25 protein-coding genes and 1 pseudogene are annotated in these 26,698 nt (G+C 36.2%); 23 read left to right on the forward strand and 3 right to left on the reverse strand.

The window, feature by feature from the left end; translation table 11 throughout:
* Positions 1-138: 138 nt before the first annotated feature.
* The 13 genes from ACQV2G_RS00635 to ACQV2G_RS00695 all read left to right on the forward strand — a co-directional run bounded on the left by ACQV2G_RS00635 (position 139) and on the right by ACQV2G_RS00695 (position 16,121).
* Entirely contained in the window at positions 139-1,161 is a 1,023-nt protein-coding gene (locus tag ACQV2G_RS00635; protein WP_428873818.1) for a PhoH family protein, read from the forward strand.
* Entirely contained in the window at positions 1,133-3,355 is a 2,223-nt protein-coding gene (locus tag ACQV2G_RS00640; RefSeq protein ID WP_428874676.1) for an HD family phosphohydrolase, read from the forward strand. The genes ACQV2G_RS00635 and ACQV2G_RS00640 overlap by 29 nt, the downstream gene beginning before the upstream one ends.
* A gap of 10 nt (positions 3,356-3,365) precedes the next feature.
* Positions 3,366-3,848: an rRNA maturation RNase YbeY gene (gene ybeY, locus ACQV2G_RS00645; RefSeq protein ID WP_428875802.1), complete on the forward strand. Its 483-nt coding sequence runs from the start codon at positions 3,366-3,368 to the stop codon at positions 3,846-3,848.
* The gene (locus ACQV2G_RS00650; RefSeq protein WP_428873815.1) at positions 3,832-4,209 is read left to right on the forward strand and encodes a diacylglycerol kinase family protein; all 378 of its coding nucleotides are present in this window, start codon (positions 3,832-3,834) and stop codon (positions 4,207-4,209) included. The genes ybeY and ACQV2G_RS00650 overlap by 17 nt, the downstream gene beginning before the upstream one ends.
* Positions 4,210-4,242: 33 nt before the next feature.
* Complete coding sequence (gene era / locus ACQV2G_RS00655) at positions 4,243-5,145, forward strand: GTPase Era (RefSeq protein WP_428873814.1); 903 nt, start codon at positions 4,243-4,245, stop codon at positions 5,143-5,145.
* Positions 5,146-5,159: 14 nt separating this feature from the next.
* Positions 5,160-5,939: a DNA repair protein RecO gene (gene recO, locus ACQV2G_RS00660; RefSeq protein ID WP_428874678.1), complete on the forward strand. Its 780-nt coding sequence runs from the start codon at positions 5,160-5,162 to the stop codon at positions 5,937-5,939.
* A 236-nt stretch (positions 5,940-6,175) separates the two neighbouring features.
* Positions 6,176-7,063 (forward strand): glycine--tRNA ligase subunit alpha, encoded by an 888-nt coding sequence (gene glyQ / locus ACQV2G_RS00665; RefSeq protein ID WP_428874679.1) that lies wholly within the window; start codon positions 6,176-6,178, stop codon positions 7,061-7,063.
* 10 nt (positions 7,064-7,073) lie between these two features.
* Positions 7,074-9,125, forward strand: coding sequence for a glycine--tRNA ligase subunit beta (gene glyS, locus ACQV2G_RS00670; RefSeq protein ID WP_428873811.1), 2,052 nt, complete (start codon positions 7,074-7,076; stop codon positions 9,123-9,125).
* 19 nt (positions 9,126-9,144) lie between these two features.
* Positions 9,145-10,449, forward strand: coding sequence for a GTPase ObgE (gene obgE / locus ACQV2G_RS00675; protein WP_428875803.1), 1,305 nt, complete (start codon positions 9,145-9,147; stop codon positions 10,447-10,449).
* Between the two features lie 11 nt (positions 10,450-10,460).
* Positions 10,461-12,305 carry an acyltransferase family protein gene (locus tag ACQV2G_RS00680; protein WP_428875804.1) on the forward strand — a complete coding sequence of 615 codons (1,845 nt, stop codon included), beginning with the start codon at positions 10,461-10,463 and terminating at the stop codon, positions 12,303-12,305.
* Positions 12,306-12,329: 24 nt separating this feature from the next.
* Positions 12,330-13,259: a ribonuclease Z gene (gene rnz, locus ACQV2G_RS00685; protein ID WP_428873808.1), complete on the forward strand. Its 930-nt coding sequence runs from the start codon at positions 12,330-12,332 to the stop codon at positions 13,257-13,259.
* A gap of 29 nt (positions 13,260-13,288) precedes the next feature.
* Complete coding sequence (gene recJ, locus ACQV2G_RS00690; protein WP_428874682.1) at positions 13,289-15,607, forward strand: single-stranded-DNA-specific exonuclease RecJ; 2,319 nt, start codon at positions 13,289-13,291, stop codon at positions 15,605-15,607.
* A 1-nt stretch (position 15,608) separates the two neighbouring features.
* Positions 15,609-16,121, forward strand: coding sequence for an adenine phosphoribosyltransferase (locus tag ACQV2G_RS00695; RefSeq protein ID WP_428873806.1), 513 nt, complete (start codon positions 15,609-15,611; stop codon positions 16,119-16,121).
* A gap of 59 nt (positions 16,122-16,180) precedes the next feature.
* Here ACQV2G_RS00695 and lexA read toward each other — a convergent pair whose 3' ends face one another.
* Positions 16,181-16,795, reverse strand: a complete 615-nt coding sequence (gene lexA, locus ACQV2G_RS00700; protein WP_428873805.1) for a transcriptional repressor LexA — start codon at positions 16,793-16,795, stop codon at positions 16,181-16,183.
* An 87-nt stretch (positions 16,796-16,882) separates the two neighbouring features.
* Here lexA and ACQV2G_RS00705 point away from each other — a divergent pair, with 87 nt between their 5' ends.
* Together ACQV2G_RS00705 and ACQV2G_RS00710 are read left to right on the forward strand one after the other, a co-directional pair.
* Positions 16,883-17,128 carry a DUF896 domain-containing protein gene (locus ACQV2G_RS00705; RefSeq protein ID WP_428873804.1) on the forward strand — a complete coding sequence of 82 codons (246 nt, stop codon included), beginning with the start codon at positions 16,883-16,885 and terminating at the stop codon, positions 17,126-17,128.
* Between the two features lie 46 nt (positions 17,129-17,174).
* The gene (locus tag ACQV2G_RS00710) at positions 17,175-17,393 is read left to right on the forward strand and encodes a YneF family protein (RefSeq protein ID WP_428873803.1); all 219 of its coding nucleotides are present in this window, start codon (positions 17,175-17,177) and stop codon (positions 17,391-17,393) included.
* A gap of 194 nt (positions 17,394-17,587) precedes the next feature.
* On the opposite strand, the gene ACQV2G_RS00715 is transcribed toward ACQV2G_RS00710, so the two are convergent.
* Positions 17,588-18,223, reverse strand: coding sequence for a lysophospholipid acyltransferase family protein (locus ACQV2G_RS00715; protein ID WP_428874685.1), 636 nt, complete (start codon positions 18,221-18,223; stop codon positions 17,588-17,590).
* 109 nt (positions 18,224-18,332) lie between these two features.
* Between ACQV2G_RS00715 and ACQV2G_RS00720 the strand changes: the two genes are divergently transcribed.
* From ACQV2G_RS00720 to ACQV2G_RS00755, 8 genes and pseudogenes are all read left to right on the forward strand, one after another.
* On the forward strand, positions 18,333-19,115 hold the full coding sequence (locus tag ACQV2G_RS00720) for a glutaminyl-peptide cyclotransferase (RefSeq protein WP_428874686.1): 783 nt from the start codon (positions 18,333-18,335) through the stop codon (positions 19,113-19,115).
* An 18-nt stretch (positions 19,116-19,133) separates the two neighbouring features.
* Positions 19,134-20,273, forward strand: a complete 1,140-nt coding sequence (tgt, locus tag ACQV2G_RS00725; protein WP_428873800.1) for a tRNA guanosine(34) transglycosylase Tgt — start codon at positions 19,134-19,136, stop codon at positions 20,271-20,273.
* 58 nt (positions 20,274-20,331) lie between these two features.
* Positions 20,332-20,679: a preprotein translocase subunit YajC gene (yajC, locus tag ACQV2G_RS00730; RefSeq protein WP_428873799.1), complete on the forward strand. Its 348-nt coding sequence runs from the start codon at positions 20,332-20,334 to the stop codon at positions 20,677-20,679.
* Between the two features lie 134 nt (positions 20,680-20,813).
* Positions 20,814-21,932, forward strand: a complete 1,119-nt coding sequence (gene dinB, locus ACQV2G_RS00735; RefSeq protein ID WP_428875805.1) for a DNA polymerase IV — start codon at positions 20,814-20,816, stop codon at positions 21,930-21,932.
* A gap of 79 nt (positions 21,933-22,011) precedes the next feature.
* Positions 22,012-22,149, forward strand: a complete 138-nt coding sequence (locus tag ACQV2G_RS00740) for a hypothetical protein (RefSeq protein ID WP_428873797.1) — start codon at positions 22,012-22,014, stop codon at positions 22,147-22,149.
* Between the two features lie 121 nt (positions 22,150-22,270).
* Positions 22,271-22,411, forward strand: a pseudogene (locus ACQV2G_RS00745) (hypothetical protein); the annotation flags it as partial.
* Positions 22,412-22,428: 17 nt separating this feature from the next.
* The gene (locus tag ACQV2G_RS00750) at positions 22,429-23,763 is read left to right on the forward strand and encodes a DRTGG domain-containing protein (protein WP_428873796.1); all 1,335 of its coding nucleotides are present in this window, start codon (positions 22,429-22,431) and stop codon (positions 23,761-23,763) included.
* The gene (locus ACQV2G_RS00755; protein WP_428875806.1) at positions 23,763-24,743 is read left to right on the forward strand and encodes a DHH family phosphoesterase; all 981 of its coding nucleotides are present in this window, start codon (positions 23,763-23,765) and stop codon (positions 24,741-24,743) included. The genes ACQV2G_RS00750 and ACQV2G_RS00755 overlap by 1 nt, the downstream gene beginning before the upstream one ends.
* 468 nt (positions 24,744-25,211) lie before the next feature.
* Here the strand turns inward: ACQV2G_RS00755 and zwf are convergent, their stop codons facing one another.
* The gene (gene zwf, locus ACQV2G_RS00760; RefSeq protein WP_428875807.1) at positions 25,212-26,654 is read right to left on the reverse strand and encodes a glucose-6-phosphate dehydrogenase; all 1,443 of its coding nucleotides are present in this window, start codon (positions 26,652-26,654) and stop codon (positions 25,212-25,214) included.
* Positions 26,655-26,698 lie beyond the last annotated feature (44 nt).

Here is a 26,698-nt window from a genome sequence, read left to right on the forward strand (position 1 = left end):
AAAGTAAAAAATAGAGTTGAGGCCTTCGGCCATCAACCCTATAAATTATAGAACCTATTAATATATCGGTCTTTTATTCCATTTTATAAGCATTTTATGGTAATCTTAACTTAGTTTATTAATAAAGGAGACGACTATTTGAATAACAACGAAAAATTCTCAAAACAAGTCACCGTCACAAACACAGATTGGCTAATTTCCTTGTTGGGCAATCATGATAAATACATACGTATGATTGAAGATAGTTTCGAAGTAGAAATAACCAACCGCGGTGAAATAATTAACATTATTGGTGAGCGTGAAGAGACAGTGGAGTCTGTTCGTCAAATCCTCCTAAACCTTATTCAACTTTTGGAAAGGCGAATCACCCCTCGATCCATGGATGTCATGACAGCCATTAAAATGGCAAAAAGTAATAAATTAGATTTTTTTCTCAACCTTTACGAAGAAGTGGTGGGTCGTTCTGCAGATGGAACAGCTATTCGTGCCAAAAACTTTGGACAGTTACAATACGTTAGAGCTGTTAACCGACAAGACGTTGTCTTTGGTATGGGACCTGCTGGAACTGGAAAGACCTACTTGGCTGTTTTGATGGCTGTCCAGGCTATGCGAGAAGGTAAAGTGAAAAAAATAATACTGACACGCCCAGCAGTCGAAGCTGGAGAAAACCTTGGTTTCTTACCAGGTGATTTGAAAGAAAAAGTAGATCCTTACTTAAGACCAATATACGATGCCTTATATAACATTTACGGAACGGAACAAACCAACCGTCTAATGGAAAGAGGCATTATCGAAATTGCGCCATTGGCTTATATGAGAGGTCGAACCCTAGACGATGCTTTTGTTATTTTAGATGAGGCTCAAAATACAACAATTGCACAAATGAAAATGTTCTTAACTCGATTAGGCTTTGGCTCAAAAATGATTATAAATGGCGATCAGTCACAAATTGACCTACCTAAAGGGGTAAAATCTGGATTGATTGACGCCTATCATAAATTAAGAAAGGTTAAACGCATTGAATTTGTATCTTTTGATGAGTTCGATGTGGTTCGTCATCCAGTAGTTGCGGATATTATTAGAGCTTATAGCAAAGAACCCATGATTGAAAACCTTCCAAGGAGAGAAGAAAATGAATCGTCGACTACAGTTACTTCATGAGCGTTTAGGTAAAGTCTTTATACCTCTTATTACATTCATACTATCCTTAGCAATTTTTTTAATTGGCTATCAACACGTCAAACCAGAAGTTTATCACTTTGAATTGAATCAAGTAGCAGATGAAACAATTTTAGCGCCTGTGACGATGGAAGATGTTGAGCAGACAAAAGCCAATCAACAAAGAGCTAAGGATGCTATTAATGATATCTATTTATATCAAGAAGATATCAGGATTCAGGAAATTACGCGGATTGAGCAGTTTTTTGGCTTTGTTCGTGAGGCTCGAAATGGTAAGTACTCACGAGACGGTGTAATTGATTCTTTAAAGAATGCATCTAAAGAAAAGCCACTGGATCAATCTTTTAATGAAAAGGTCAATAATTTACCAACTAAAAAAACCAACTTCGATAATTTATCCGAGGAGCAAAAGCGAACAGTGATTCAAGCACAATTACAAATGGTAGATGAAAATGTTTTTAATTTGTTTGATCAGCTTTCTAACCGCTCAATTGATCAAGTTTTTAAAATCAGTCCCTTAGAACTATCTGAATTACAATCGAATTTAACTGATTTTATATCCGAGAGTCTTGCTCAAGAATTAGGTCCTGATCAAGTTGATAAAGAGTTGGATAAATATCGTTTACAAATCACATCTTCCGATATGTCAGAGCTTGCTCAGCAAACGACTTTAAACTTTTTAGGCGCCTTGATAAAACCAACGATGGTATATTCGGAGTCAGAAACAAATCGCTTAAAGGAAGAAGCAGCTTCCAAAGTTCAAACATCTTATATTCTACAAGGACAAGTTATTGTTCAAGAAGGTCATATTATTAATCAAAATAATATGCGACAACTTGAGATGTTTGGTTACTTGGATGCATCGACTAAGCAATATCTCATGCCAGTCTTTGTTCTATTAATTTTTGTCCATGCTTTTCTATTCGTTTATATCTTTTCTGATAAATTAAATTGGACAGATTTAAGCCGTGCGAATATGCAGGCTACTGCTTATATGATTATTGTTTTTGGGTCGTTGATCATGGCCAAGATGGGACATTTCTTCCAACAGGCAGGTCTAGAGTATGGTATGTTGCTTCTACCTTTGATGATTTTACCAGGATATTTAAAAGAAAAATCTTCCTATAAAGTAACATTGTTAGCATTTCTATTTATTAATATCTTTGCTATTTTTATAGTTAGTGATTTAGACAATCAAACTGTTGTAACCTTCATCAGTTTATTTTACCTATTTACTACCATTGTTTCCGTTTTACTGACTACTTTTTCTGATCGTCAGGCGATGAAAGTAGAAAAAAGAGTGGCCTTAAATATCATTTGGCAGTTCATAATTGCTTTGCCTCTAATGGCTGTTCTTACAATTCCTATATTATCTCGTCAGGCTTTTATCATCCTAATAATGACAATTGCAGCTAATTTACTTGGCTTGTTATTAATCGCTGTTTTTGAACCCTACTGGGAGCAACTTTTATCCAGTCGTTCAGCCATGACGATGAATCAGTTAGCTAATTTAAATCATCCCTTATTAAAATTGTTGATTGAAAAAGCACCGGGAACCTATCATCATTCAATTATGGTGGCTAATTTAGCAGCGAATGCCGTGGAAGCCATAGGCGGGGATTCCTTGACCACCCGGGTAGCCTCTTACTATCATGATGTTGGAAAGACAGTCCATCCCCTATTCTTCGTTGAAAACTTATCTGGAGGCATTGAATCACCTCATCGCATGGTAGGGCCAGATGAGTCTGCTAAAATTATTATTGATCATGTTGCTCAAGGTGTAAAATTATTAGAAGAGTACCGTATGCCTCAGTCTGTTATTGATTTATGTAAAGAACACCATGGCACAACCATGACTAGCTATTTTTATTACCAAGCTAAAGAGCAAAAAATGCCTATTAATCCAGAGACCTTTAGATATCCTGGCCCGATTCCACAATCAAAAGAATCCGCTATAGTGATGATTGCAGATTCAATGGAAGCAGCCTCTCGAACAATGAAAGAACATACTCAAAAGAGTATTGAAGAATTACTGGATTCCATAATTGCGAGTAAGATTAACGATGGCCAATTTGCCGATTGTGGGTTGACGGTTGATGAACTAAAAACAGTAAGAAAGTCACTAATTTTAGGGATAGCTAGTATGTATCACACACGTGTGGAATATCCTAAATAAGGAGAAGAAAATGCAAGTTGAATTAATTGATGAAGGTCAGAGGCTGACTGAAAAACAAAAACAGATTATCTTAGACTTAATTGATCAAGCAGGCTTAAAAATCGCTGCTCCTACTCAAGCAGAATTAGACATAACCATCGTCGATAATCACACCATTCGCCAATTGAATCGCGACTACCGTGGTATTGACCGAGCAACGGATGTGCTATCTTTTGCTTTAATGGAGGGGGAAGAACCAATAGATTGGTCAGTTATCAGCTCAAATGAAGTTCAAGAGCCAATCAATCTTCACTTGGGAGATATTATTATTTCAATCGAACGAGCGCTTGAACAAGCCAGTGAATACAACCACTCTCTAGAAAGAGAGTTGGGATTTCTAGCTGTCCACGGTTTCTTACACTTAAATGGTTATGATCACCAAACCATTGAAACTGAGAAAGAGATGTTTGCAATTCAAGAAGAGGTGCTGAGTGAATATGGACTCACAAGATAATCCTTTTAAGAATTCAAATTTTTTCCAGTCTTTTATTTGTGCCAGCCAAGGATTTTTTCAAGCAATTAAAAGTGAAAGAAATCTAAAAATCCACTTATTTTTTGCTTTAGTGGCAGTCCTTTTAGCCTTTTATTTTAAATTTGAACCACTGAAATGGACGATTTTACTATTAACTATTGGCCTTGTTATCTTTTCCGAATTAATCAATACAGCAATAGAAGCGGTTATTGATTTAATTGTAGCAGACCAATGGCATCCCTTAGCGAAAAAGGCAAAAGATATCGCTGCTGCTTCTGTTTTAATGACAGCAATCATTTCCATTATAATCGGGGCTATACTATTTCTCCCCTATTTATTTTAAAAGGTGACAATTAATCATACTAAAGGAGTTTAAATGAAAAAAGATTTTAAATCGGGTTTTGTAGCTATTCTTGGCCGTCCCAATGTTGGGAAATCAACTTTATTAAATCAAATTATTGGCCAAAAAATAGCGATTATGTCTGATAAAGCCCAAACAACCCGCAATAAAATTCAGGGTGTCTATACCCGTGAAGACTCACAAATCATTTTTATTGATACCCCCGGAATCCATAAACCCAAGCATGCTTTAGGAGACTTCATGATAAAAACAGCCTATTCCTCTTTGAGTGGGGTGGATGCAGTGATTATGGTAGTCAATGCGACAGAAAAAATAGGACCTGGCGATCAATTTATTATCAATCGTTTAAAAGATGTCCAGCAACCAGTCTTTTTAGTTATTAATAAAGTAGATCTGATTGAAAAAAATTTGCTTTTTGATATTATCACTAAATATCAAGATGCTTATGATTTTGATCAGATTATCCCTTTATCTGCACTTACAGGTGAAAATGTCGAAGCTTTATTAGACCAACTGACACTCAGCTTGCCAGATGGCCCCCAATATTACCCGGCTGACCAGGTAATGGATCATCCTGAGTATTTCCTCGTTGCGGAGTTAATTCGTGAAAAGATTTTAATGTTAACACGCGAAGAAATTCCTCATTCAGTAGCCGTCCAAGTCCAATCCATGCAAAAAAATGCTGATGACAAGGTAGAAGTACTAGCTACAATAATCGTGGAACGTAAAAGCCAAAAGGGAATAATTATTGGTGCTCAAGGATCAATGATTAAAAAGATAGGTCATCTGGCACGACGTGATATTGAAAAGCTTTTAGCAACCAAAGTCTATTTAGACTTATGGGTCAAGGTGCAAAAAGATTGGCGGGATCGTCAAAGTAATTTAAATGAATTGGGCTATCAGAGTGAGAATTATTAATAAGGAGAGTGCCAATGAACGAAAAATTTACCGGAATTGTTTTGTTTATTCGGCCGTACCGCGAAAAAGATAGTCTAGTTAAAATTTTTACACGTGAATTTGGTACTAAAATGTTTTTTGTAAGAGGTTTACAGTCACTCAATCATCCCCTTAAAAAGCATTTAATCCCATTGACAGAACATCAATATTGGGGAACTATTAACCAACAGGGTTTGTCCTTTTTGAAAGAAGGTCAAACTCTTAACCTCTTTCGATCCATTCAATCTGATCCCTTTAAGCAAGCGCATGCTGCTTATATAAGTCAACTAGTGGATGCCAGTGTGGATGATAATAGCAAAGATCAACAGCTATTTGATTTTTTCCAAGCTACTCTAAGCAGTCTCAATGAGCGTGAAGATGCCCGGCCTATTCAATTACTTTTGCAACTTAAACTTTTGCAACGCTTCGGGCTTCAATTAAATATGAAAAATTGTGTAGTCTGCGGATCGAGCCAGAGGATTGAGGACTTTTCGATGGTCCATTTGGGTGTTTTGTGTCATAACCATTTAGATAAAGATCCCAACCGAATGCATCTTAGTTCTAAGCAAGTCAAAATTTTACAACTCTTTAATGAAATTAAACTGAATCAATTAGGACAAGTCTCAATTTCAGACCTTTCTTACAAAAAAATTGATGAATTGATCTTCACCATCTACCATGAACAAGTAGGGATTAAATTAAAAGGAGAATCTTATCTCAATCAATTATATAAAGTAGCCGACCAATTGAAAATCAGTAAAAATCAAGGAAGATAATTGACAAAAAGCTTTATAATTAGTAGAATTTTAACAAGCCAAAGCAATTAAAAGAAGATAGTAAAGCGACTCTAGGCAGGTGAAAGCTAGAGCAAATCGAATGGTCCTTTGGGTTAACAAATGAATTTTAAGAGTGCTAGTCTAACTAGAATTAGGGTGGAACCGCGAATTTATTTCGTCCCTATGACCTCCAAAGGGGGTCATAGGGACTTTTATTTTAAGAAAGAGGTGTTAAAATGGCAGTTGAATCGTTACAAGATATGATTTTAACCTTGCAAAATTTTTGGTCAAAGAAAGGATGTTTGATCCTTCAATCCTATGATACTGAAAAAGGAGCCGGAACCATGAGCCCCTATACCTTTTTAAGGGCTAATGGACCAGAACCTTGGAATGCCGCTTATGTTGAACCGTCAAGACGACCTGCTGATGGAAGATACGGTGAAAATCCTAACCGCTTATACCAACACCATCAGTTTCAAGTGGTTATGAAGCCTTCTCCTCTTGCTATACAAGAATATTACCTGGATTCATTGATTGAATTAGGCATTGATCCCCTAGAGCATGATATACGGTTTGTAGAAGATAATTGGGAAAACCCTTCCTTGGGTTGTGCGGGACTGGGATGGGAAGTTTGGATTGATGGTATGGAAGTGACTCAATTTACCTACTTCCAACAAGTGGGGGGATTAAAGTGTGATCCGGTAATGTCAGAGATTACTTATGGCTTGGAGCGTCTTGCTATGTATATTTTTGATGTGGAAAATGTTTATGATTTAGAGTGGGCCAAAGGCGTGAAGTATGGCGAAATCTTTTTCCAACAAGAATATGAGCAGTCTAAATATTCTTTTGAATTAGCTGATACTGACTTATTAATGAAGCAGTATGAAGCTTATGAAAAAGAAGCCAACCGTTTACTTGAGGAAAACTTAGTTCATCCAGCCTATGATTATATTTTAAAGACCAGTCATACCTTCAACTTAATGGATGCTAGAGGGATGATTTCGGCATCAGATCGCCCTGCTTATTTAGGACGTGTTCGTAAATTAGCTCGCGGTATTGCTAAGACCTTCGTACAAGAAAGAGAAAAACTTGGATTTCCATTATTAAAAGAAAATAAGAACTAGGAGGATTGCTATGAGAGATTATTTATTAGAAGTAGGAATGGAAGAAATTCCAGCTAGATTTTTATTGAAATTGCGTGATCAATTAGCCGAAAAACTTGCAGCATTTCTTGCAGAAGAAAGAATCAGCTTTCAATCCATTGAAACTTACGCAACTCCTAGAAGATTAGCTCTAAGAGTAGAAGGTTTATCTGATCAGCAATCAGCTTTAGAAGAAGAAGTAAGAGGACCGTCCGTAAAAGTTGGACAAGATAACGAAGGGAATCTGACGAAAGCTGCATTGGGCTTCTTAAAAGGTCAAGCCTGTCAAGAGGAAGACTTATTTGTTAAAGAAGTTAAAGGAACTGACTACCTCTTTGTGAATAAGGTGGCTGAGCAGAAGAAAGTAGAAGAAGTGTTAAAAGCTATCCCAACTGTTCTTGCCAGTATGCATTTCCCAGTTACCATGCGGTGGTCAGATTTAAATTTAGAATATATTCGTCCGATTCATTGGATACTTTCATTACTAGAAGATCAGGTGATTAACTTTGAATTTGCTGGTATTCAGGCGAATAATTTTTCACATGGTCATCGTTTTCTAACTAAAAATGACAAAGTTATAATTAAAAATAGTCGTGACTATGAAAACGCACTAGAAAAGATGTATGTGATTGCCAGTTTTGAAAAACGACAAGAGAAGATTTACCAGCAAATTCAAGCGATTGAAGATGAAAGGGGCTGGGTTATACCGGAAAATGATGAATTACTAGAAGAGGTAACAGCCATTGTCGAGTGGCCAACTGCTTTTTACGGCAGTTTTGAGGAAAAATATTTAGAAATTCCCCAAGAAATGGTCATCACAGCAATGCGTGATCATCAACGTTATTTTTATGTTTTAGATCCTAAAAGCAAAGAATTGTTGCCTTATTTTATTTCAGTACGAAATGGTAATGATCAGCATATTGATCAAGTCATTAAAGGTAATCAAAAGGTATTAAGAGCTCGTTTAGCAGATGGTTTATTCTTTTACCAAGAAGATTTAAAATTATCTTTAAAAGAAGACTTAGCTAAATTATCAAGCTTGAAAGAGCATTTTAAGTTAGGTACTTATAGTCAAAAACAAGAACGTGTTAAACACTTGCTTGAAGAATTGATGGATTTTATCGATTTATCTGCTCAAGATCAAAAGACCATTTTGCGTGCTAGTGAGATTTACAAGTTTGATCTTGTGACTCAAGCGGTAAATGAGTTTGCCGAATTACAAGGTGTCATTGGTGGGATTTATGCCAAACATTATGGTGAAGAAGATAGTGTAGCGCAAGCAATTGCTCAGCAATACCTACCAACTTCGGCTGGAGGGAAATTACCTGATAAACCTGCGGCTGCCGCCTTATCGATTGCAGATAAATTAGACAGTCTAATTGCTTACTTCAAAGCGGATATGATACCAACAGGGTCTAATGATCCTTATGCATTAAGAAGACAAGCCATGGGATTAATTGACATTCTTTTAGACCAATCTTGGAATATCGATTTAAAGAGCTTGTTAGTGAAGATTAACCATGAAGATGCTGATTCAGCAGCCGATTACTTAAATGATTTGCTTAGTTTTATAGAAGCTCGGATTCAAGTTAGATTAGGTAATCTAGGAATGGATTACGATATTATTCAAGCAGCACTCGCACAAAAACAACTAAATCCTGTAAAAATAAAAGAAACGGCTAAAAGTTTACAAGACTTCAAAGCTGCCAAACCGGTTGAGTTTTCAAAAATGATTGAAAACTTGGCACGAGTAGTTAATTTAGGTGAAAAGGTTAGCGAGCAAGTTAAAATCACTGATAACCTAGCTGAAAGTCAACTAGAAAAGGACTTAATTGAAAAGATAGTGGCAATAGAGGACTTACAAGACACCTCAAGATTAATGGAATATTTTGAAAGCATTAGTCCAATGATTGCTTCATATTTAGAACTACATATGGTTAACGCTGACCAAGAAGCTCTTCGCCATAATCGCTATCAAATGATGTACCAATTAACACAAACAATTCTCAGTCTCATGGATCCTAGAAAAGTGGTCCATAAATAAGAGTAAAGGAGCGATAATAATGTCTACCTTTTTAGATCGCGCAAAAGTGAAGGTAATTGCTGGTAAAGGTGGCGACGGAATGGTCGCTTTCCTAAGAGAAAAATATCGACCAGATGGTGGACCTGCAGGAGGAGATGGCGGCCGCGGTGGCGATGTCATTTTTCGAGTGGATGAAGGCCTTCATACTTTGATGGATTTTAGATACAATCGTCAATTCAAAGCGCATAACGGGGAAAATGGAATGAGTAAGAGTAAATATGGAGCGAATGCAGAAGACCTTTATGTAAAAGTTCCACCAGGAACCTCTGTTTATGACGAAGCAAGCGGTAGACTCATTGCCGATTTAGTGGACCATGGACAAGAAGTAATTGTTGCTAAAGGAGGGAGAGGGGGGCGTGGAAACATACGCTTTGCCACGCATAAAAACCCTGCTCCTTCAATTGCTGAAAATGGAGAACCAGGTCAAGCCTTGGAGTTACAATTGGAACTTAAAGTTCTAGCAGATGTGGGCTTGGTTGGTTATCCAAGCGTGGGCAAATCAACCCTATTGTCCATTATTTCTAATGCTAAACCCAAAGTAGCAGATTATCAATTTACTACCTTAGTACCCAACTTGGGAGTGGTTAAAATTGCTGATGGTCAGGAATTTGTCGTTGCAGACATGCCGGGCCTTATTGATGGTGCTTCTGATGGTGTTGGTTTAGGTATTGATTTCTTACGCCACATTGAAAGAACTAAAACGTTATTACATATTGTGGATATGGCAGCGGTACATGAACGCGATCCCTTTGAAGATTTTTCTTCTATTATGCAAGAGTTAGCTAATTATCATCCTCGTCTTTTAGAAAGACCCATGTTGATTGTGGCTAATAAAATGGATTTAGATCAAGCTAAAGATAATTTAAAAGTATTTGAAGAAAAAATATCTGATTATTATCAGAATTTAAATCTTTCTATTCCAAAAATTTATCAAATTTCAGCTTGGCAAGCCCAGGGAATTGATTCATTGATGCGAGCAACAGCTCAATTAGTTGACTCCAGTGACTTTATACCCTTGGAGGAAAAAGAAAGTGATCATAAAAATTATACGATCGACGAAAGCCCTGATTTTACTGTTCGTAAACTTGAAGAAGGTTATTGGGAATTAGAAGGTGAAAAGATTATCAAGCTTTATAAAATGACCAATACAGCTCATGATGAAAGTTTACAACGCTTTGCACGTCAACTGCGATCAATGGGTGTCGATCAAGCCTTGAGAGAAGCTGGCGCGAAAAATGGCGATACAGTTTACTTAGAGGATTATCAATTTGAGTTTATTGATTAGGTGGTTTTAATATGCAAAATAAAGTTAAACAAGGGCGTATCCCAATTTTTGACGGTCTTAAGGGAATCGCAATACTGCTAATCATTGCTTATTACTACTTTGAACATATTGTTCCAGGTGGTTTCCTTGCAGTTAATCTATTTCTTTTCATAGCTGGTTTTTTTAACTTTAGACATTTTTATTTAAAAGATATACAAGCTAGAAAAGAGTCCTTTTGGCAATTTATATATAAGCGTTTTGAAAGACTTTTTTTCCCTACTTTATTCGTAGTTTTAACTACGTCTACCTATATTTTACTTTTTAACCGTGATTTTTTATCTAATATTCGGTGGATGGGATTAAGTTCACTCATATTTATTAACAATTATTATCAGATTTTTAATCAACAGTCTTACTTTGTTCAAGCGGCTAATCCAAGTCCCTTTACACATTTGTGGTACGTCTCTTTATATGGACAATTGGTTATTTTAACACCTATTTTAATATTTTTACTTTACAGTTGGCATAAAAAACCTCAAGTAACTATTCGTATGTTATTGATTATTTCAGCCTTATCCGCTTTTTTAATGGGCTATCTTTATAAAGATAACCAAGATCCTACCCGAATTTACTATGACCTTTTAACAAGATTATCTGCTTTTACTCTTGGGGGTTCTTTAGGATTAGCTCTTCCAGTTAATTTATCACCTAAAAAGATTTCATCAAAGAAAATTATGACCATGAATCTTATGGGTTTACTTGCAGTCATTTTTGCTTTCTTCATGATTAAATTCATGTTTGCAACCAAACCTTTTGCTTATCGTTTTGGTTTAACTTTGTTTTCTTTGATTTCTGCTGTAATTGTTGTTTCAAGTATTCATCCAGCAACTATTTGGAACAAAATCTTTCGTTTTAAACTATTTACCTGGATAGGCCAACGATCTTTTTCTTACTATCTATGGTACTATCCTGTCTATCTTTTAATGCCTCAAAACATTAGCTTTATGAATAGGTCTCCATGGTTAAATTATGGTTTTCAGTTGCTTTTGATCATTATTTTAGCTGAAATTACTTACCAATTATTTGAAAAGCGCAGAATTAGTCTTCCAATTGGACAAGACTTTAATTGGCGCAAAATGAAGCATCAATTTGATTATTTAAGCTCTCACCCTCAATCATTAAGAGTAGTGAAATTTATCACAGCGTGTTATATTTTTAATGTCGTGATGGGGGTCATCGCTCTGGCTATTTCTTCACCAGCTAAGGGTGTAGAATCAAGTAAGGAAATTCAAGCCATTATTGAAAACAATATGAATATTGCTGAAGAGTCAAGAAAAACTGAAGAAAGACAAGTAGTTGTTAATAATATCGAAGGCTTAGATCAAGAAGTCTTACTCTATGCTAATGCATTGGAGATAACTTTCATAGGGGATTCAACTTTAGCTGCAGCCACCGAGCGCTTGAATGATGTATTTCCTAAGGCTGTTTTTGATCCGAAAGTCGGTCGACAACTTTATGAATCTTATGATACGGTATATGGTCTCAATCAAACAGGCGGATTAAAGCCTACTGTGGTAACCATGTTAGGCTCTAATGGAACATTTACAGTTGGTCAAATGGATGATTATATTCAAGCAGTCGGTCTAGACCGTGATCAGTATTATGTCAACGTTTTGGTTGATCGCATTTGGACAGATGATGCTAACCGTCAATTGGTAAGAGCGGCTCAAGAATATGGAAATGTTAGAATTATAGACTGGGCGAATTATGCCCGTGGACACGCTGAATGGTTTGCTGAAGATGGCGTTCATCTAAATGATGAGGGGTCATTGGAGTTATCTAAATTTATCGCTAAGGAGATATACCGTCAGCGCTAGTCATAGAAAGAGGTTGATGGAAATATGAAATTACATTTTTTAGGCACAGGTGCTGGGATTCCATCCAGACAAAGAAATGTTTCTTCGCTGGCTTTAAAGTTATTAGATGAGTTGAATGAAATCTGGTTATTTGATTGTGGAGAAGCAACCCAGCATCAAATCTTGGAAACAACCATTCGACCTAGAAAAATAACTAAAATTTTTATTACTCATCTTCATGGAGACCATATTTTTGGCTTGCCAGGACTTCTAAGTTCAAGATCTTTTCAAGGTGGAGAAGACTGTTTAGAAGTTTATGGACCTAAGGGGATAAAAGATTTTATTAAGATTTCCTTAAAATATTCAAAATCCAAACTTGCATACAGTTTAAAAATAACAGAGTTGGTAGACCGAGGTGGCGAGTTAATCTTTGATAATGGCTGGAAGGTTAATTATTTACCTTTAGAACATGGGATTCTTTCTTTTGGCTACCGAGTAGAAGAACCAGATTTACCTGGTCAACTTTTAGTTGAAGAGTTGAAAAAATTTGAGATACCTAATGGTCCAATTTATGGTCAACTCAAACGCGGAGAACGTGTTCAATTAGAAGATGGCAGATGGATAGATGGCCAGAATTTTCTTGCTCCGGATCGACCTGGTAGAATCGTTACCATTTTGGGGGATACCCGTTATTGTCAGAATTCTAAAGTCTTAGCCAGAAAAGCGAATGCTTTAGTCCATGAGGCTACTCATGAAGCAGCGGAAGAAAAAATGGCAAGAGCTTATTACCATTCGACCAGTCATCAAGCAGCCCAAGTGGCTAAAGATAGTCAAGTAGAGGCTCTTTATCTCAATCATATTTCAGCTCGCTACTTAGGCAAGGCTCTCAAGCAACTTGAAAAAGAAGCTTGTTCTATTTTTCCTAACAGTCATCTTGTTAATGACTTTGATGAATATGAAATCCCACTTAATTAATGAGTTTATGATGTGTAAGGAGAATAACGATGTTGTCTAAATACCAATGGCAATTGCCAGAAAATTTAAATGGAAATCAAAACTATCAAAAATTATTAATAGCGGGAGAAGACTATTCGCCCGCTTTTTTAGCAATCTGTTTTAATCGTGGTCTTCATGATCTATCGGCAATAAAAAAAGCCACCGAACAAGAGCCAACTTTATATCATGACCCCTTTGCCTTATATCAAATGGATATAGCAGTAAAACGCATCCATTTAGCCATTGAAAAGGGAGAAAAAATTTTGATTTATGGTGATTATGATGCAGATGGAATCACTTCTTCTTTAATTTTAAAAGAGGCTTTAGATGCTTTAGGAGCTGACAGTCGAGTCTATCTACCCAATCGTTTTAAAGATGGCTACGGTCCCAATATCGATCGTTATCAAGAGTTTATTGAAGAAGGGGTTCAATTAATCATCACGGTTGATAATGGAGTGGCAGGTCATGAAGCAATTGAATTTGCTCAAGAAAAGAAGGTCGACGTTATTGTAACTGACCATCACGAGTTACAGGAAACGCTGCCAGCTGCATATGCCATCATACATCCTCGTCACCCTCAGGGAAGTTATCCTTTTGGAGATTTATCTGGAGCAGGTGTCGCATTTAAAGTAGCAACAGCCATCCTTGGTGAAATACCAATAGAAATGTTAGATTTAGCAGCTATTGGTACGGTTGCTGATATGGTCTCTCTCTTAGATGAAAATCGAACAATTGTTATTGGAGGAATCCATCAGTTAGAAGTTACTCAGCGGCCCGGACTACAGCTTCTATTAAACCAACAATTACAGTCAAAAGATGATATATCTGCCGAAACGATTGGTTTTATTATTGGTCCTCGACTCAATGCTGTGGGACGGTTGGGAGATCCTCGACCGGGATTCGATTGGTTGGCAGCTTTTACCGAGCAAGAGGCTAGTCAGTGGCTTGAGTTTATTGAACAGGAAAATTATAAAAGACAGCAATTAGTCACTCAAATTTATCAAGAAGTTACATCAAAATTAGATGTTTTAAAGGAGTTGCCTCGAATTATTTGCCAGACTTCTCCAAATTGGCATCCCGGAGTTTTAGGAATTGTAGCTAGTCGCATTTGTGATAAATACCAGCGCCCATGCCTACTTTTCAACTTTGACAAGAAAAATCATCAGTATAAAGGTTCAGCTAGATCAAAAGAAAACTTTAATCTTTTCAAAAATCTTAGTCAGCTAAAAGGACTATTAAAGCATTTTGGTGGTCATAGCCAAGCGGCTGGTATGACAATTGAAGAAGATAATTGGCAAAAATTTCAGACTGAATTAAGCCAGTTAGCTGATAAACACAAAGATCAAATTTTAGCCAAAACTTCCTTGTCGGTTGATGCTAGACTAAGTTTGACAGATATTAATTTAAAATTAATCGAAGAGATTCAAAAATTAGGACCTTTCGGTATGCATAATCCTAAGCCTATTGTTTTATTTAAGGACTTAAAGATGATTGAAAAAAGAGTAATTGGAGCGAATAAACAACATGTTAAAATGAAATTTAATCAATCAGGCACTGCAAACTCACTAGCTGCCATAGCGTTTAGTATGGCGGATGACTTTGAAGATTGTCAATTGGGTATTCAGTTGGATATGGTTGGAGAACTGTCAATTAACGAATGGAAACAACAAAAAGAATGTCAATTAATTGTCAAAGATTTTAATTTGGAAGGGCAATTGTGGATTGATTACCGAGGGAAAACACATTTTGATAAATTAAAACAGCTGTCTGAGGTGGTTTATTGTTTTCAAGATAAAAAAAATGCGGCACTCTTTTCTGAACAGTTGAAAAACGACTATCAATTGATTAATTATGAAGCATTACCCATTAATTTTAAATATGAAAATCTAGTGTTGATTGAGCCCCCCCAAAATCTTAATAAACTAAAAAAACTTTTAAAGAGTCACGGATGGGAAAAAATTTATTTAGCCAGTGTTGTTGTAGAATCCAGATATTTAGCAGGCTTGCCCCAGCGTCAAGACTTTGCAAAATTGTTCCAACTGCTTAAGCAAGAAGGTAGTCTTCAACTAAAAGATTTACAAGTTCTTTCTAGCTATTTATCAATTCCATTAATAAAAATAAAAACAATGATTGTGGTGTTTTTTGAGGCGGGTTTTGTTACAATAAAAGATGGACTTGTAATCATGAACCAGCTTAAGCAAGCCAACAAACTTGATTTAATGGAGTTGCCTGCCATGAGCAAGTATCAAGAAGCCATGGAAGCAGAAAAATTATTGAATTTTCAAACACTTGATCAAGTGAAAAGCTGGATAAATAAGGAGACTTAAAATGGATTATACAAACTATATCGCTCGTGTTGATAATTACCCAGAAGAAGGTATTATTTTCCGTGATATCACACCTCTCATGGGAAATGGTCCCGCTTTTGAAGCAGCGACTCAAGAGATAGTAGACTATGCTAGAGAATTAAAGGTGGACATGGTCGTAGGGCCTGAAGCGCGTGGTTTTATTATTGGATGCCCAGTTGCTTATGCGCTTGGAGTGGGCTTTGCCCCTGTCCGTAAAAAAGGTAAACTTCCTAGAGAAACAATTGAAGTAGACTATAGTTTAGAATACGGATCAAATGTCTTACAAATCCACAAAGATGCTATTCAACCGGGCCAAAGAGTCTTAATAACCGATGATTTATTAGCAACAGGTGGAACCATTCAAGCAACTATCCAATTAGTGGAAAATCTTGGAGGAATTGTCGCAGGGTGTGCTTTTCTTATTGAGTTAGATGACTTAAAAGGAAAAGAGAAGTTGGGAGATCACAAGTATTTCACACTAATGCACTATTAGAAATAAAAAGAGCCTAACCAGTTTTAATCTCTGGTTAGGCTAATCTTTAATTGAGTTGATTAGAAATAGCGATTAAGACTAACTACTTTGCCTAAAATTGAAACGTCGGGCAAGATAATATCGTCCATGGTATCATTTTCAGGGCGAAGTACGATATGATCTTTTTTCTTATAAAAAGTTTTACATGTTGCTTCATTATCTTCAGTCATAGCAACAACGACTTCACCATTATTGGCAGTTGCTTGTCTGCGGACGGTGATGATATCGCCATCCAAAATGCCAATATTAACCATGGATTCACCTTTAATGATCAGCATAAATAATTCGCTTGAATCATATTGAAGATCGGTAGGCTTAGGATAATATTCCATAGCTTCTTCTTCAGCAAGAATCGGAGCACCTGCGGCAACATAGCCGAGTAAAGGTACTTTATCGGATTTGATGCCCAATTTTTTAATTCCCAAGGCCGTTATTTCAATCGTCCTTGTTTTACTGGCAGATCTTTCAATCAGTCCACTTTCTTCTAATCGGTCAAGATGACCGTGGACAGTGGATGGAGAAGAAAGTCCAACACGCGCTCCAATTTCGCGAACAGTGGGTGGATAACCATTTTCATTGAGTAATTCATAAATAGATTGTAGCACGTTTAATTGCTTGGTCGTTATCTTAATCATTTCACTCACTCTTTCTATAGGATAATTTAATTGTAGCAGAAGTAGAATTATAAATCAAACAAATGTTCGTAGCAAAGGAGGATCGCTATGCTTTCATCTTCAAAACTAGCAAGAATTAATGAGTTAGCTAAACTTCAAAAAACTAAAGGCCTTACGGATTCAGAAAAAGAAGAACAGAATCAATTAAGACAAGAGTACTTAAAAGTCTTCAGACAGCACATGGTAAGACAGGTTGAGGGAGTTAAAATTGTCGATTCAGATGGAAATGATTTAACACCTGAAAAAGTTAAAAGAATTCAAAAAGCTAAAGGAATGCATAATCGTAAAGATTAATAGGTTAGAGTATTTAATCGGTTAAATTTTTAAAAGGAGAGATGGTATGTCAACATTTTCATGGGTTTTAATTGTTATTTTAGCATTGGTAGCAGGAGCAGTGTTAGGTTTCTTTATTGCTCGGAAGTATATGATGAATTATTTTAAAGAAAATCCACCTATTGATGAGCGCATGATTACGACTATGATGGCGCAAATGGGGCAAAAGCCTTCCAAGAAAAAAGTTCAGCAAATCATGCAGTCTATGAAGATGCAATCGAAATAGCTTTGTTTGAAAATATGTTTTTTCTTTCACAATTTTTGTTACTGTTTTCTGTCCTTAAGGAGCAGAAAAGGCGCAGAAAATTAGGTTTTCTTTAATCAAGTATACAATAAATTATTTTTAAGATTAAAAACCTCCTCCCTAGAGCAGCTTAACGACAGCTTCAAGGGTAGGAGTTTTTTTATAAAGCGTAATAATTATTTCTTTTTAGCAGGAACATAGCTAAAGCTTGGGTCTAATTGATGATCCAAATTATCAAAAGCCTTGGCCAATTCCTGGTCTATTTTAGCTAGTTGATCTTTATTATAATCTAATTCAGGATTATATTTAATGGCAGGTCCAAAAGCTATTTTAGCTCCTTGTCTCTTAAAGAATGATTTAAAGTCTAAAGGTGGTTGAATAGCAATTGGGATGATGTCTTTTTTTGAAAGACGTTGAATGAAAGCAGTTCCACCTTTAATTTCAGTTGTGTACCGACTACCAGAAGGAAAGATACCTAAATTCAAATTTTTTTCAGTTAATTGTTTGACGGCTATTTTGATCGTTTTAGGACTAGGTTTTTCTCGATTAACTGGAAAAACATGTGCCTTTCGTAAAATGCTAGCTAACAAAGAATTATGAAAAATTGATTCTTTTGACATAAAAGAAATTTCAAGTGGATAAAGTGCAATGGCCAAGTATAATGGATCCCAAAAAGAGCGGTGAGTGGCTGCTAGAATAAAAGTTGATTGATTGGGATCGGGAATGTTTTCTTTGCCAATTATATAGGATTTCCCATTAAAAAGACGAAAGAGACAGCGTAAAATGGCTACGGCAAACTGATAAAAAGTCATATTCAATTTCCTTTCAGTTACAATGTTTGTTATTATTTTACCAAGATTCAATCAAGATTCAAGTCAGCATATTCTTAAGGATTTATCAAGTTTTTTATAGGAGGAATGAATGATGTTTAAAATATTGAATTTCACTATTTTATTGTTAGTTAGTCTTACTTTTACAAGAAACGTTATAGCTAATGGTAGCTTAGGAGGGGTCTATTTAATTGAGACATACCCTATCAAGGAAAATTTATTTATACAAGGATTTGAGCTTGATCAAGAGGCCCAACTCTTAATCGGCACAGGTTTATACGGAGAATCAGCTTGGGGTTATTTTAATTGGGAAAAAGGCTTGTTAGACCGCTCCATTGGATTAGATAACCAATACTTTGGAGAAGGGATTTCTTTGCGTGACAATGAACTTTGGCAGTTAACTTGGAAAGAGGGCAAAGTTTTCAAATGGGATGTAAAGACCAAAGAACTAGTCAACACTTATGAAATAAAAGGTGAAGGATGGGGATTAGCTTATAATGAGGAAAAAGATCTGTTCTACTTGTCTGATGGGTCATCAACTATCTATACTTATAATCCTGACAACTTTAAATTAGTTGATCAAGTGGAAGTGAATTTAGAAGGAGAGCCATTAGATCAGTTAAATGAGTTGGAATATGCCAATGATGCAATTTACGCTAATATTTGGTATGATAATCGCATTGTTAAAATTGATCCCCAAAGTGGTCAAATACTTAAAACATATGATTTGACTCCTATGCTCGATCAGTTGGATCTTACAGCAGAACAAAGAGAAACAATGGATGTCTTAAATGGGATTGCTCATATTGAAGCGGATCAATTTTATTTAACTGGAAAAAATTATCCATTAATTTTTAAAGTGGAATTGAAATAATAGAAAGGAAGGTAAATAGTGGCTGCTATAACTTATGAATTAATCAAAGAAGAAAAACATACGGGAGCTCGATTAGGGATACTTCATACTCCACATGGCTCATTTGAAACCCCCATGTATATGCCGGTAGGAACATTAGCTACCGTCAAATCATTATCACCTGAAGAGTTAAAAGATATGGGAGCGGGTGTGATATTAAGTAATACCTATCATTTATGGTTAAGGCCTGGTGAAGAGATTATTGAGCAAGCAGGCGGGCTTCACAAGTTTATGAACTGGGATCAAGGGATTCTAACCGATTCAGGAGGGTTTCAAGTCTTTTCTCTGAGTGAGATTCGTGATATAGAAGAAGAAGGCGTTCATTTTCGTAATCATATTTCAGGAGAAAAATTATTCTTATCTCCTGAGAAAGCCATTCAAATTCAGAATGCTTTGGGATCAGATATTATCATGTCCTTTGATGAATGCCCAGACTATCATCAGCCTTATGATTACGTTAAAAAGTCGATTGCTAGAACTAGTCGTTGGGCAGAAAGAGGATTAAAAGCACATCAAAATCCTGAAAAACAAGCACTCTTTGGCATTTGCCAAGGGGCAGGTTATAAAGACTTGCGCTTACAACACGCTAAAGACATGATTGCTTTAGATTTCCCAGGCTATTCCATTGGCGGCTTATCAGTGGGCGAGACTAAAGAGGAAATGAATGAAGTCCTAGATTACTTAATGCCAGTTTTTCCTAAAAACAAACCACGCTATTTAATGGGGGTTGGTTCTCCTGATGCCTTAATTGATGGTTCCATTCGTGGTGTGGATATGTTTGATTGTGTCTTAGCTACTCGCATTGCTCGAAACGGTAGCTGCATGACTTCGCAAGGAAGATTAGTGGTGAAAAACGCTAAATATGCACGTGATTATAGCCCCATTGATCCTAAATGTGACTGTTATACCTGTCGTAATTATAGTCGCGCTTATATTCGCCATTTAATGAAGAGTCAAGAAACCTTTGGGTTACGTTTAACTTCGATACATAATACCCATTTCTTATTGCAATTGATGCGTGATGTTCGTCAAGCCATTCGAGAAGATAATTTATTAGAGTTTCGTCAAGCTTTTCGTGAAGAATATGGTTATAACAAACCAAATGCTCCAGAATTTTAATGGAGAAAGTCTTAAAAAACTGTTATAATATAAGAGATATTTAGAGGAGGAATTTTTAATGGGAAATAGTTATTTTGCTTTTTTACCAATGCTTATTATGTTCGCTTTATTTTACTTTATGTTGATTCGTCCCCAAAAAAAAGCGGCCGATGCAAAGCGCCAAATGATTGAGGCAATGCAAGCAGGTGATGGAGTAGTTACAATTGGGGGATTGCATGGAATAGTAGATGAAGTAAAACAGCAAGAAGGCCTTGTTGTAATTGACTGTGAAGGTATATATTTAACCTTTGAAATCAGTGCGGTAGCAAATGTTCTTAAGAGTGCGGGTACAAATGATGAAACCGTCTACTCTTCTGAAAATAAAACCACTGTTGAAGGGAAGTTAGAAACGGATGCTAATGTGTAAGTCTTAGCATCTTAAATGAATAATTGAAACATTTATTAGTAGGTAATTATTACTTATTAATAAATGTTTTTTCACTTATTCTATCTAGCTTTATAGTATTATTATTAGGATATGAAGCCTTTAGGAGGCTAAATATGAGATATGGCTTACTTACTTTCGATGATCCTAAACCGGATACAAGTCGCAAAATATTACATGTGGATATGGATGCCTTTTATGCTTCCATTGAAATTCGTGATAATCCGTCCTTAAGCAATCAACCTGTAGTTATTGCTAAACATCCAAAATTAACTAATGGACGGGGGATTGTGACCACTTGTAATTACATAGCGCGTCAATACGGTATTCATTCTGCAATGTCTTCTTTGGAAGCTTATAAGCGCTGTCCTCAAGCTGTTTTTATCAAAGGCAATATGGCTTATTACCGCTCGGTTTCGCAAGAAATTCGCAAAATTTTTTATCAATACACTGACCAAGTGGAGCCTCTATCCCTAGATGAAGCCTATTTGGATGTATCGAAAAATCATATAAAGGAAGAATCAGCTTTAAAAATCGCTCGTCTTATCCAGGCTCAAATTTATGAAGAAATTCATCTAAGTTGTTCAGTAGGAGTTTCTTATAATAAATTTATTGCTAAATTGGCTTCAGATTTTCATAAACCGAATGGTATTACCTTGGTTTCTCCGGATGAAGCCATACCTTTTCTTCATGCGCTCCCAATTAAAGATTTCTATGGGGTAGGCGCTAAGTCTTTAAGTATTTTTGAAAGCCATAACATTAAAACTGGCTCAGACCTAGCAAAGTTTTCACTCGAAGAATTAATTGCTAAATTTGGAAAAATGGGACACTCACTTTATTTTAAGGTTCGAGGTATTCACAATGTGCCTGTCAGTCAAAATCGGCAAAGAAAATCGATGGGAACTGAACAAACCTTTCAAACTTTCCTTTTAGATGAGGAGGTTATTAAGGAAAAAGTACGCCAACTAGTAGTGAAAATATCGCAAGATCTAAATGCTAAAGATTTATATTGTCAAACGCTCACTCTTAAGATACGTTACAGTAATTTTGAAACAGTGACCAGGCAAGACAGCTTTGCCTATCCAATTAATGATCGTTATCAATTAATGAATAAAGCTATAGAATTGTGGGAAGATCACGGTGAGGCAAATAGAGAGATTCGTTTATTAGGAATTTCAGTATCCAAGTTATTAGACCCTCAAAGTGAACCCTTACCCATTCAATTAGATATTTAATAGAAGGATATAAAATGGAAGGGTTTCTTCAACTGAACCCCATCTTTCAGTCGGGTATAGTCGGCATAGGAACATGTTTATGTACTGTATTTGCTGCATCTTTTGTTTTTTAGTAAAGAAAGTAGACAATAAATTACTAGCCATGATGCAGGGATTAGCAGGTGAAATTAAGGTGGCAGCTTCTTTCTGGTTACTTTTAGCTCCTGCTTTAGAATAACTTGCCAGTGTTGGTTTTAAAATTCCTGAACGGTTTCCAGCAGCAGTTGGCTTTTTAGTTGGTGGTGTCTTCTTACGCTTAATGGATCAGTTTGTTTCGCACTTGCATTATGCTGAAGACTATGATTTTCGTTCAAGTGGAAGAATTAATTCCAGAATCACAAACAGAAGGCAATACAGACTTAGCAACCATGAGTTTTATGGTAGGTTTTGTGATTAAAATGATTTTAGATGTGGCTTTAAGATATATTATTAATAAATAAGATTTTGAGGTGATTCTTTGGGAACTAAGCATGAACGCATTATCCAATACATTCAATCCTTGCCCATAGGAAACAAAATTTCTGTCAGAGGCATAGCTAAGCAATTGCAAGTGAGTGAGGGAACTGCTTATCGTGCTATCAAAGATGCTGAAGAAAAGGGACTTGTTTCGACTATTGAACGGGTAGGGACTATACGTATTGAACAGAAAAATCACTTATCAGTCGGCCATTTAACCTTTGGTGATATAATCCCTCTAATTGATGGCGAGGTCTTAGGGGGGGAAAAAGGACTGGATAAACCCCTGACCAAATTCATTATTGGAGCGATGACCTTGCAAGCTATGGAGCGATATTTTGAAAGTCAGACCCTGATTATTGTTGGTAATCGGTCTGAAGTTCACCGACACTCCCTAAAGAATGGTATCGCTGTATTAATAACAGGTGGCTTTAAAACAGACCACGATATTATAAGACTAGCAAACCAAGAAGAGCTACCCATTATAACGACTAGTTATGATACTTATACTGTTGCCTCATTAATCAATCAATCAATCAACGAGCAAATGATTAAGCAAGAAATTGTAACAGTTGAAGAAGTCTATACTCCTATTGAAAGAACGGTATCATTGGAGCCTTCAGATACTATTGAGAATTTTAAGAAGAAATCGAGTGAAACTGGTTTATCAAGATTCCCAGTGGTGACCAATAAGCGTTTAGTAGGAGTCGTAACTGCTAATGATTTAATGGGAAGAGGTAACAGTGTTTCAATTGAACGGGCGATGAGTAAAAATGTCATTACTGTTAAGCCGCATATGAGTTTAGCATCTGTTTCATATAAGATGATTTGGGAAGATATTGAAATGATTCCCGTTGTTGCTGACAACTTGCAACTTTTGGGTGTCGTTTCTCGCCAAGATGTTATGAAGGCCTTACAAAATATTCAACAGCAACCACAAACAGCTAATACCTTCGAACACGATCTGTTAAAACACTTGGTTGAAGTTAACCGTAATGATTTTAAAAATCGTTATGATTATCAGTTTGAGGTCCAACCCCAGATGGTTAATACTTTGGGGACTTTATCCTATGGAGGGCTTTGCGAGTTGATTGCCCAAGTTGCAATTATCAAGGTAAAGGATTTAACAGGTCATAATAATATTCTTGAATCACTTAATCTTAATTATTTCACATTTATTCAATTAGGAAACTTGATTGAATTTCAAGTTGAAATTTCTAACTACAATCGACGTTCGGCAATTTCTCAAGTGAAAGTTTTTGTTGAAAATATTCTGGTCGCTCAAGCAACAGTTGGTTCACAAATGGTAAATAAAAGACAGAAGGAGTCTAACTAATGACAGTTAAGCAAAGCTTAATCGAAAAGTTAATAAGTCTAATTGATCAATATGATCGTATTATTATTCATCGACACATCAATCCAGATCCAGATGCGATTGGTTCACAATTAGGGCTGAAGGCCACAATCAAACATAATTTTCCAGATAAGACTGTCCTAGCTGCTGGCAAGATGGGCAAGGGGATTGAGTGGTTGGGCCGTATGGATAATGTTGACAGACAGGATTATGAAGATGCTTTGGTAATTATTTTAGATACACCAGTTTTTGAACGGATTGACGGAAATGATCACATTCAAAATAATACTTTAATCAAAATAGATCATCATCTGGTAGTTGAGCACTTTGCTGAATTGGAAATTGTTGAAATTCTAAGTTCTTCAACTGCAGAACTCATTACTAAAATGATCATGCATTCTCAAGGTCAATTGACCCTTTCACCACAAGCTGCTACATTCCTATATGCGGGCATTGTCGGTGATACAGGACGGTTCCTCCATTCAAATACCACTCAAGCAACCTTTGAGGCAGTAGCTTATTTGATGGCTCATCAAGCTGAAAATACTCAAATTAACCGCAAGATGAATGAGTTATCACTCAATGAATTGAATTTCCAATCATTTGCCATTGATCAAATTGAATTGTATGAAAAGGGAGTAGCAACAATGACCTTGAAACAAGCAGATTTAATTCAAAGAGGAATGACGGTTGATGGAACCAATGCGGTTACCAATTTACCAGGACGTTTAAAAGAAGTATTAACATGGGTTATTTTTATTGAAAAAGAAGACTCACATGGAGAGTATCGTGCACGTATTCGCTCAAAAGGCCCAAATATTCATCAAGTAGCGATCCAGTTTAATGGCGGTGGTCATGAAATGGCTTCGGGAGCCAATGTTTATGATGATGAAGAGAAAAAAGAGCTAATTGATCAAATGATTAAAGTTAATGCTCAGTTTTTAAAAGATCAAAACATTTAATAATCTAATCGATAAAAAGTTTTTTCCCTTTAACGTGGCACTGCACCCCATAAATGGGACAGAATAAAAAACACCTTTGTTAGGCTGCTTGTTGACGTTTTAATTTGATTTTGAGTGGATCTATCTCGCTAAGTTCTTCTAATCCTTTGCCATAAGTCTATTGTTTACCTCCAGCTTGATTGAAGCGCTAGGTTTGACTTTAACGGTCCCAAGGCCAGCAAGTTTTTACTTGAGATGTGTTCTTAATGTTTCATTCATCTATTATTTGTTTATTAGTCCGGCCTTCATTTTTCATTTCAATACATTTCGATTTTGTTTCTGCAGAGTAAGCTAGGTGATTAACCCTAATCAAACACCTCCATTAAATTCATTTCACACGAATTCAACGGAGGTGTTTTTATGTTTGCCTCACTATTTGGGGGCAGTGCCTAGTACAGGTTAAAGTGAAAGGATCTTTATTTTGTTTTGTTATTCATTAAACCATGAGCGATTGTCCTTTTCGATCAGATAGTCACCTGCTTCTGGTCCGTTAGACTGGGCAGGGTAGAAAGCCAAATCGGGATCTTTTTCTTCTTGCCATAGAGCATGAATGGAATCGATAAATTGCCAAGCATACTTGACTTCTAGGTAGTGAGCGAAATTACTCAGGTCGCCGTTCATACAGTCAAAAAGTAATTTTTCGTAGTCACCTGGTATAACCTTGGTAAGTTCTCGTGGAAGATGATAGCATAAATTGAGCTCTTTAATTTCGTTACGATGGGTAGAATCAGACTGGGATAAGCACAAACGAATGCCAGCATGAGGAGCTAATTCAATTTGTAAATAGTTAGCTGGAACATTTTCAGCTTGCTTCTTATAGATTATTTTAATATCGGTCTGTTTATTATTAAGATGCTTACCTGAGCGCAAATAGATGGGGGTGTTTGCCCATTTATCTTGCTCAATGGCTATTTTTAAAGCCATATAGGTTTCGGTTGTCGAGTCACTGGCAACGTCTTTTTCTTGACGGTAAGCTACGTGACTTTGGTCTTCACTTTGTATGTATTGCCCACGTACCACATGTTTTTTTAAAACTTCTAAGTCAGCATAGTGTTTCAATTGTTTCAATCGATCAATTTTTTTCTGCCTTAAAGCCTCATTACTCCTATTAGCAGGTAGGTCCATAGTGATCAAGGTTAATAATTGCAGGGCATGATTTTGGATCATATCGCGACTGACCCCACTAGTTTCATAATAGGCTCCACGATCTTCGACTCCAATTTCTTCATCTAAAGTGATTTGAATGTGGTCGATATTGGCTGGATCCCATAGGAATTGGCTGAGAAAGTTGTTCATCCGAATGGGTAGAATTTGATTGACAATACTCTTACCTAGATAATGATCAATTCGATAAATTTGATTTTCATCAAAGGACTGAGTTAACTGAGTCTGTAATTCTTCAGCTGTTTTTTCATCATATCCAAAAGGTTTTTCAATAATTAGTCGGTTATATCCCTGGTCAGTGAGTAAGCCTTGATTTTTTAATTGAATGGTAATAACTGGGAATAACTTAGGAGATAAAGAAATATAAAAAATCTGATTTCCTTGAGTTTGATATTTTTCTGAGAGAGAAAGAGATAGCTTTTTAAGTTGGTTATACTGTCGACTTTCCTTTACATCATTAGCTTGATAATAAAAATGCGAGAGAAAATCTTCAATGTTCTCATTCGCTTGTTTAGCTTGTGAAAGACTTTCTTTAACCACTTGACGAAAGAATTCATCGTCCCATGCTCGTCTAGCGGTCCCAATTATTGCAAAATGGTCAGCTAAAAAGCCTTTATTATATAATTGATAAAGGGCAGGGTATAATTTACGGTGGGCTAAGTCACCACTAGCCCCAAAAATAGTCATAATTAAGCGATATTCTTTCATCTTTATGATGCCTCCATTTTTACATAGTTTTTATTATATCAAAT

The sequence above is a fragment of the Facklamia sp. P12955 genome, assembly GCF_050409565.1.
In the GTDB taxonomy this organism is placed as follows: domain Bacteria; phylum Bacillota; class Bacilli; order Lactobacillales; family Aerococcaceae; genus Facklamia.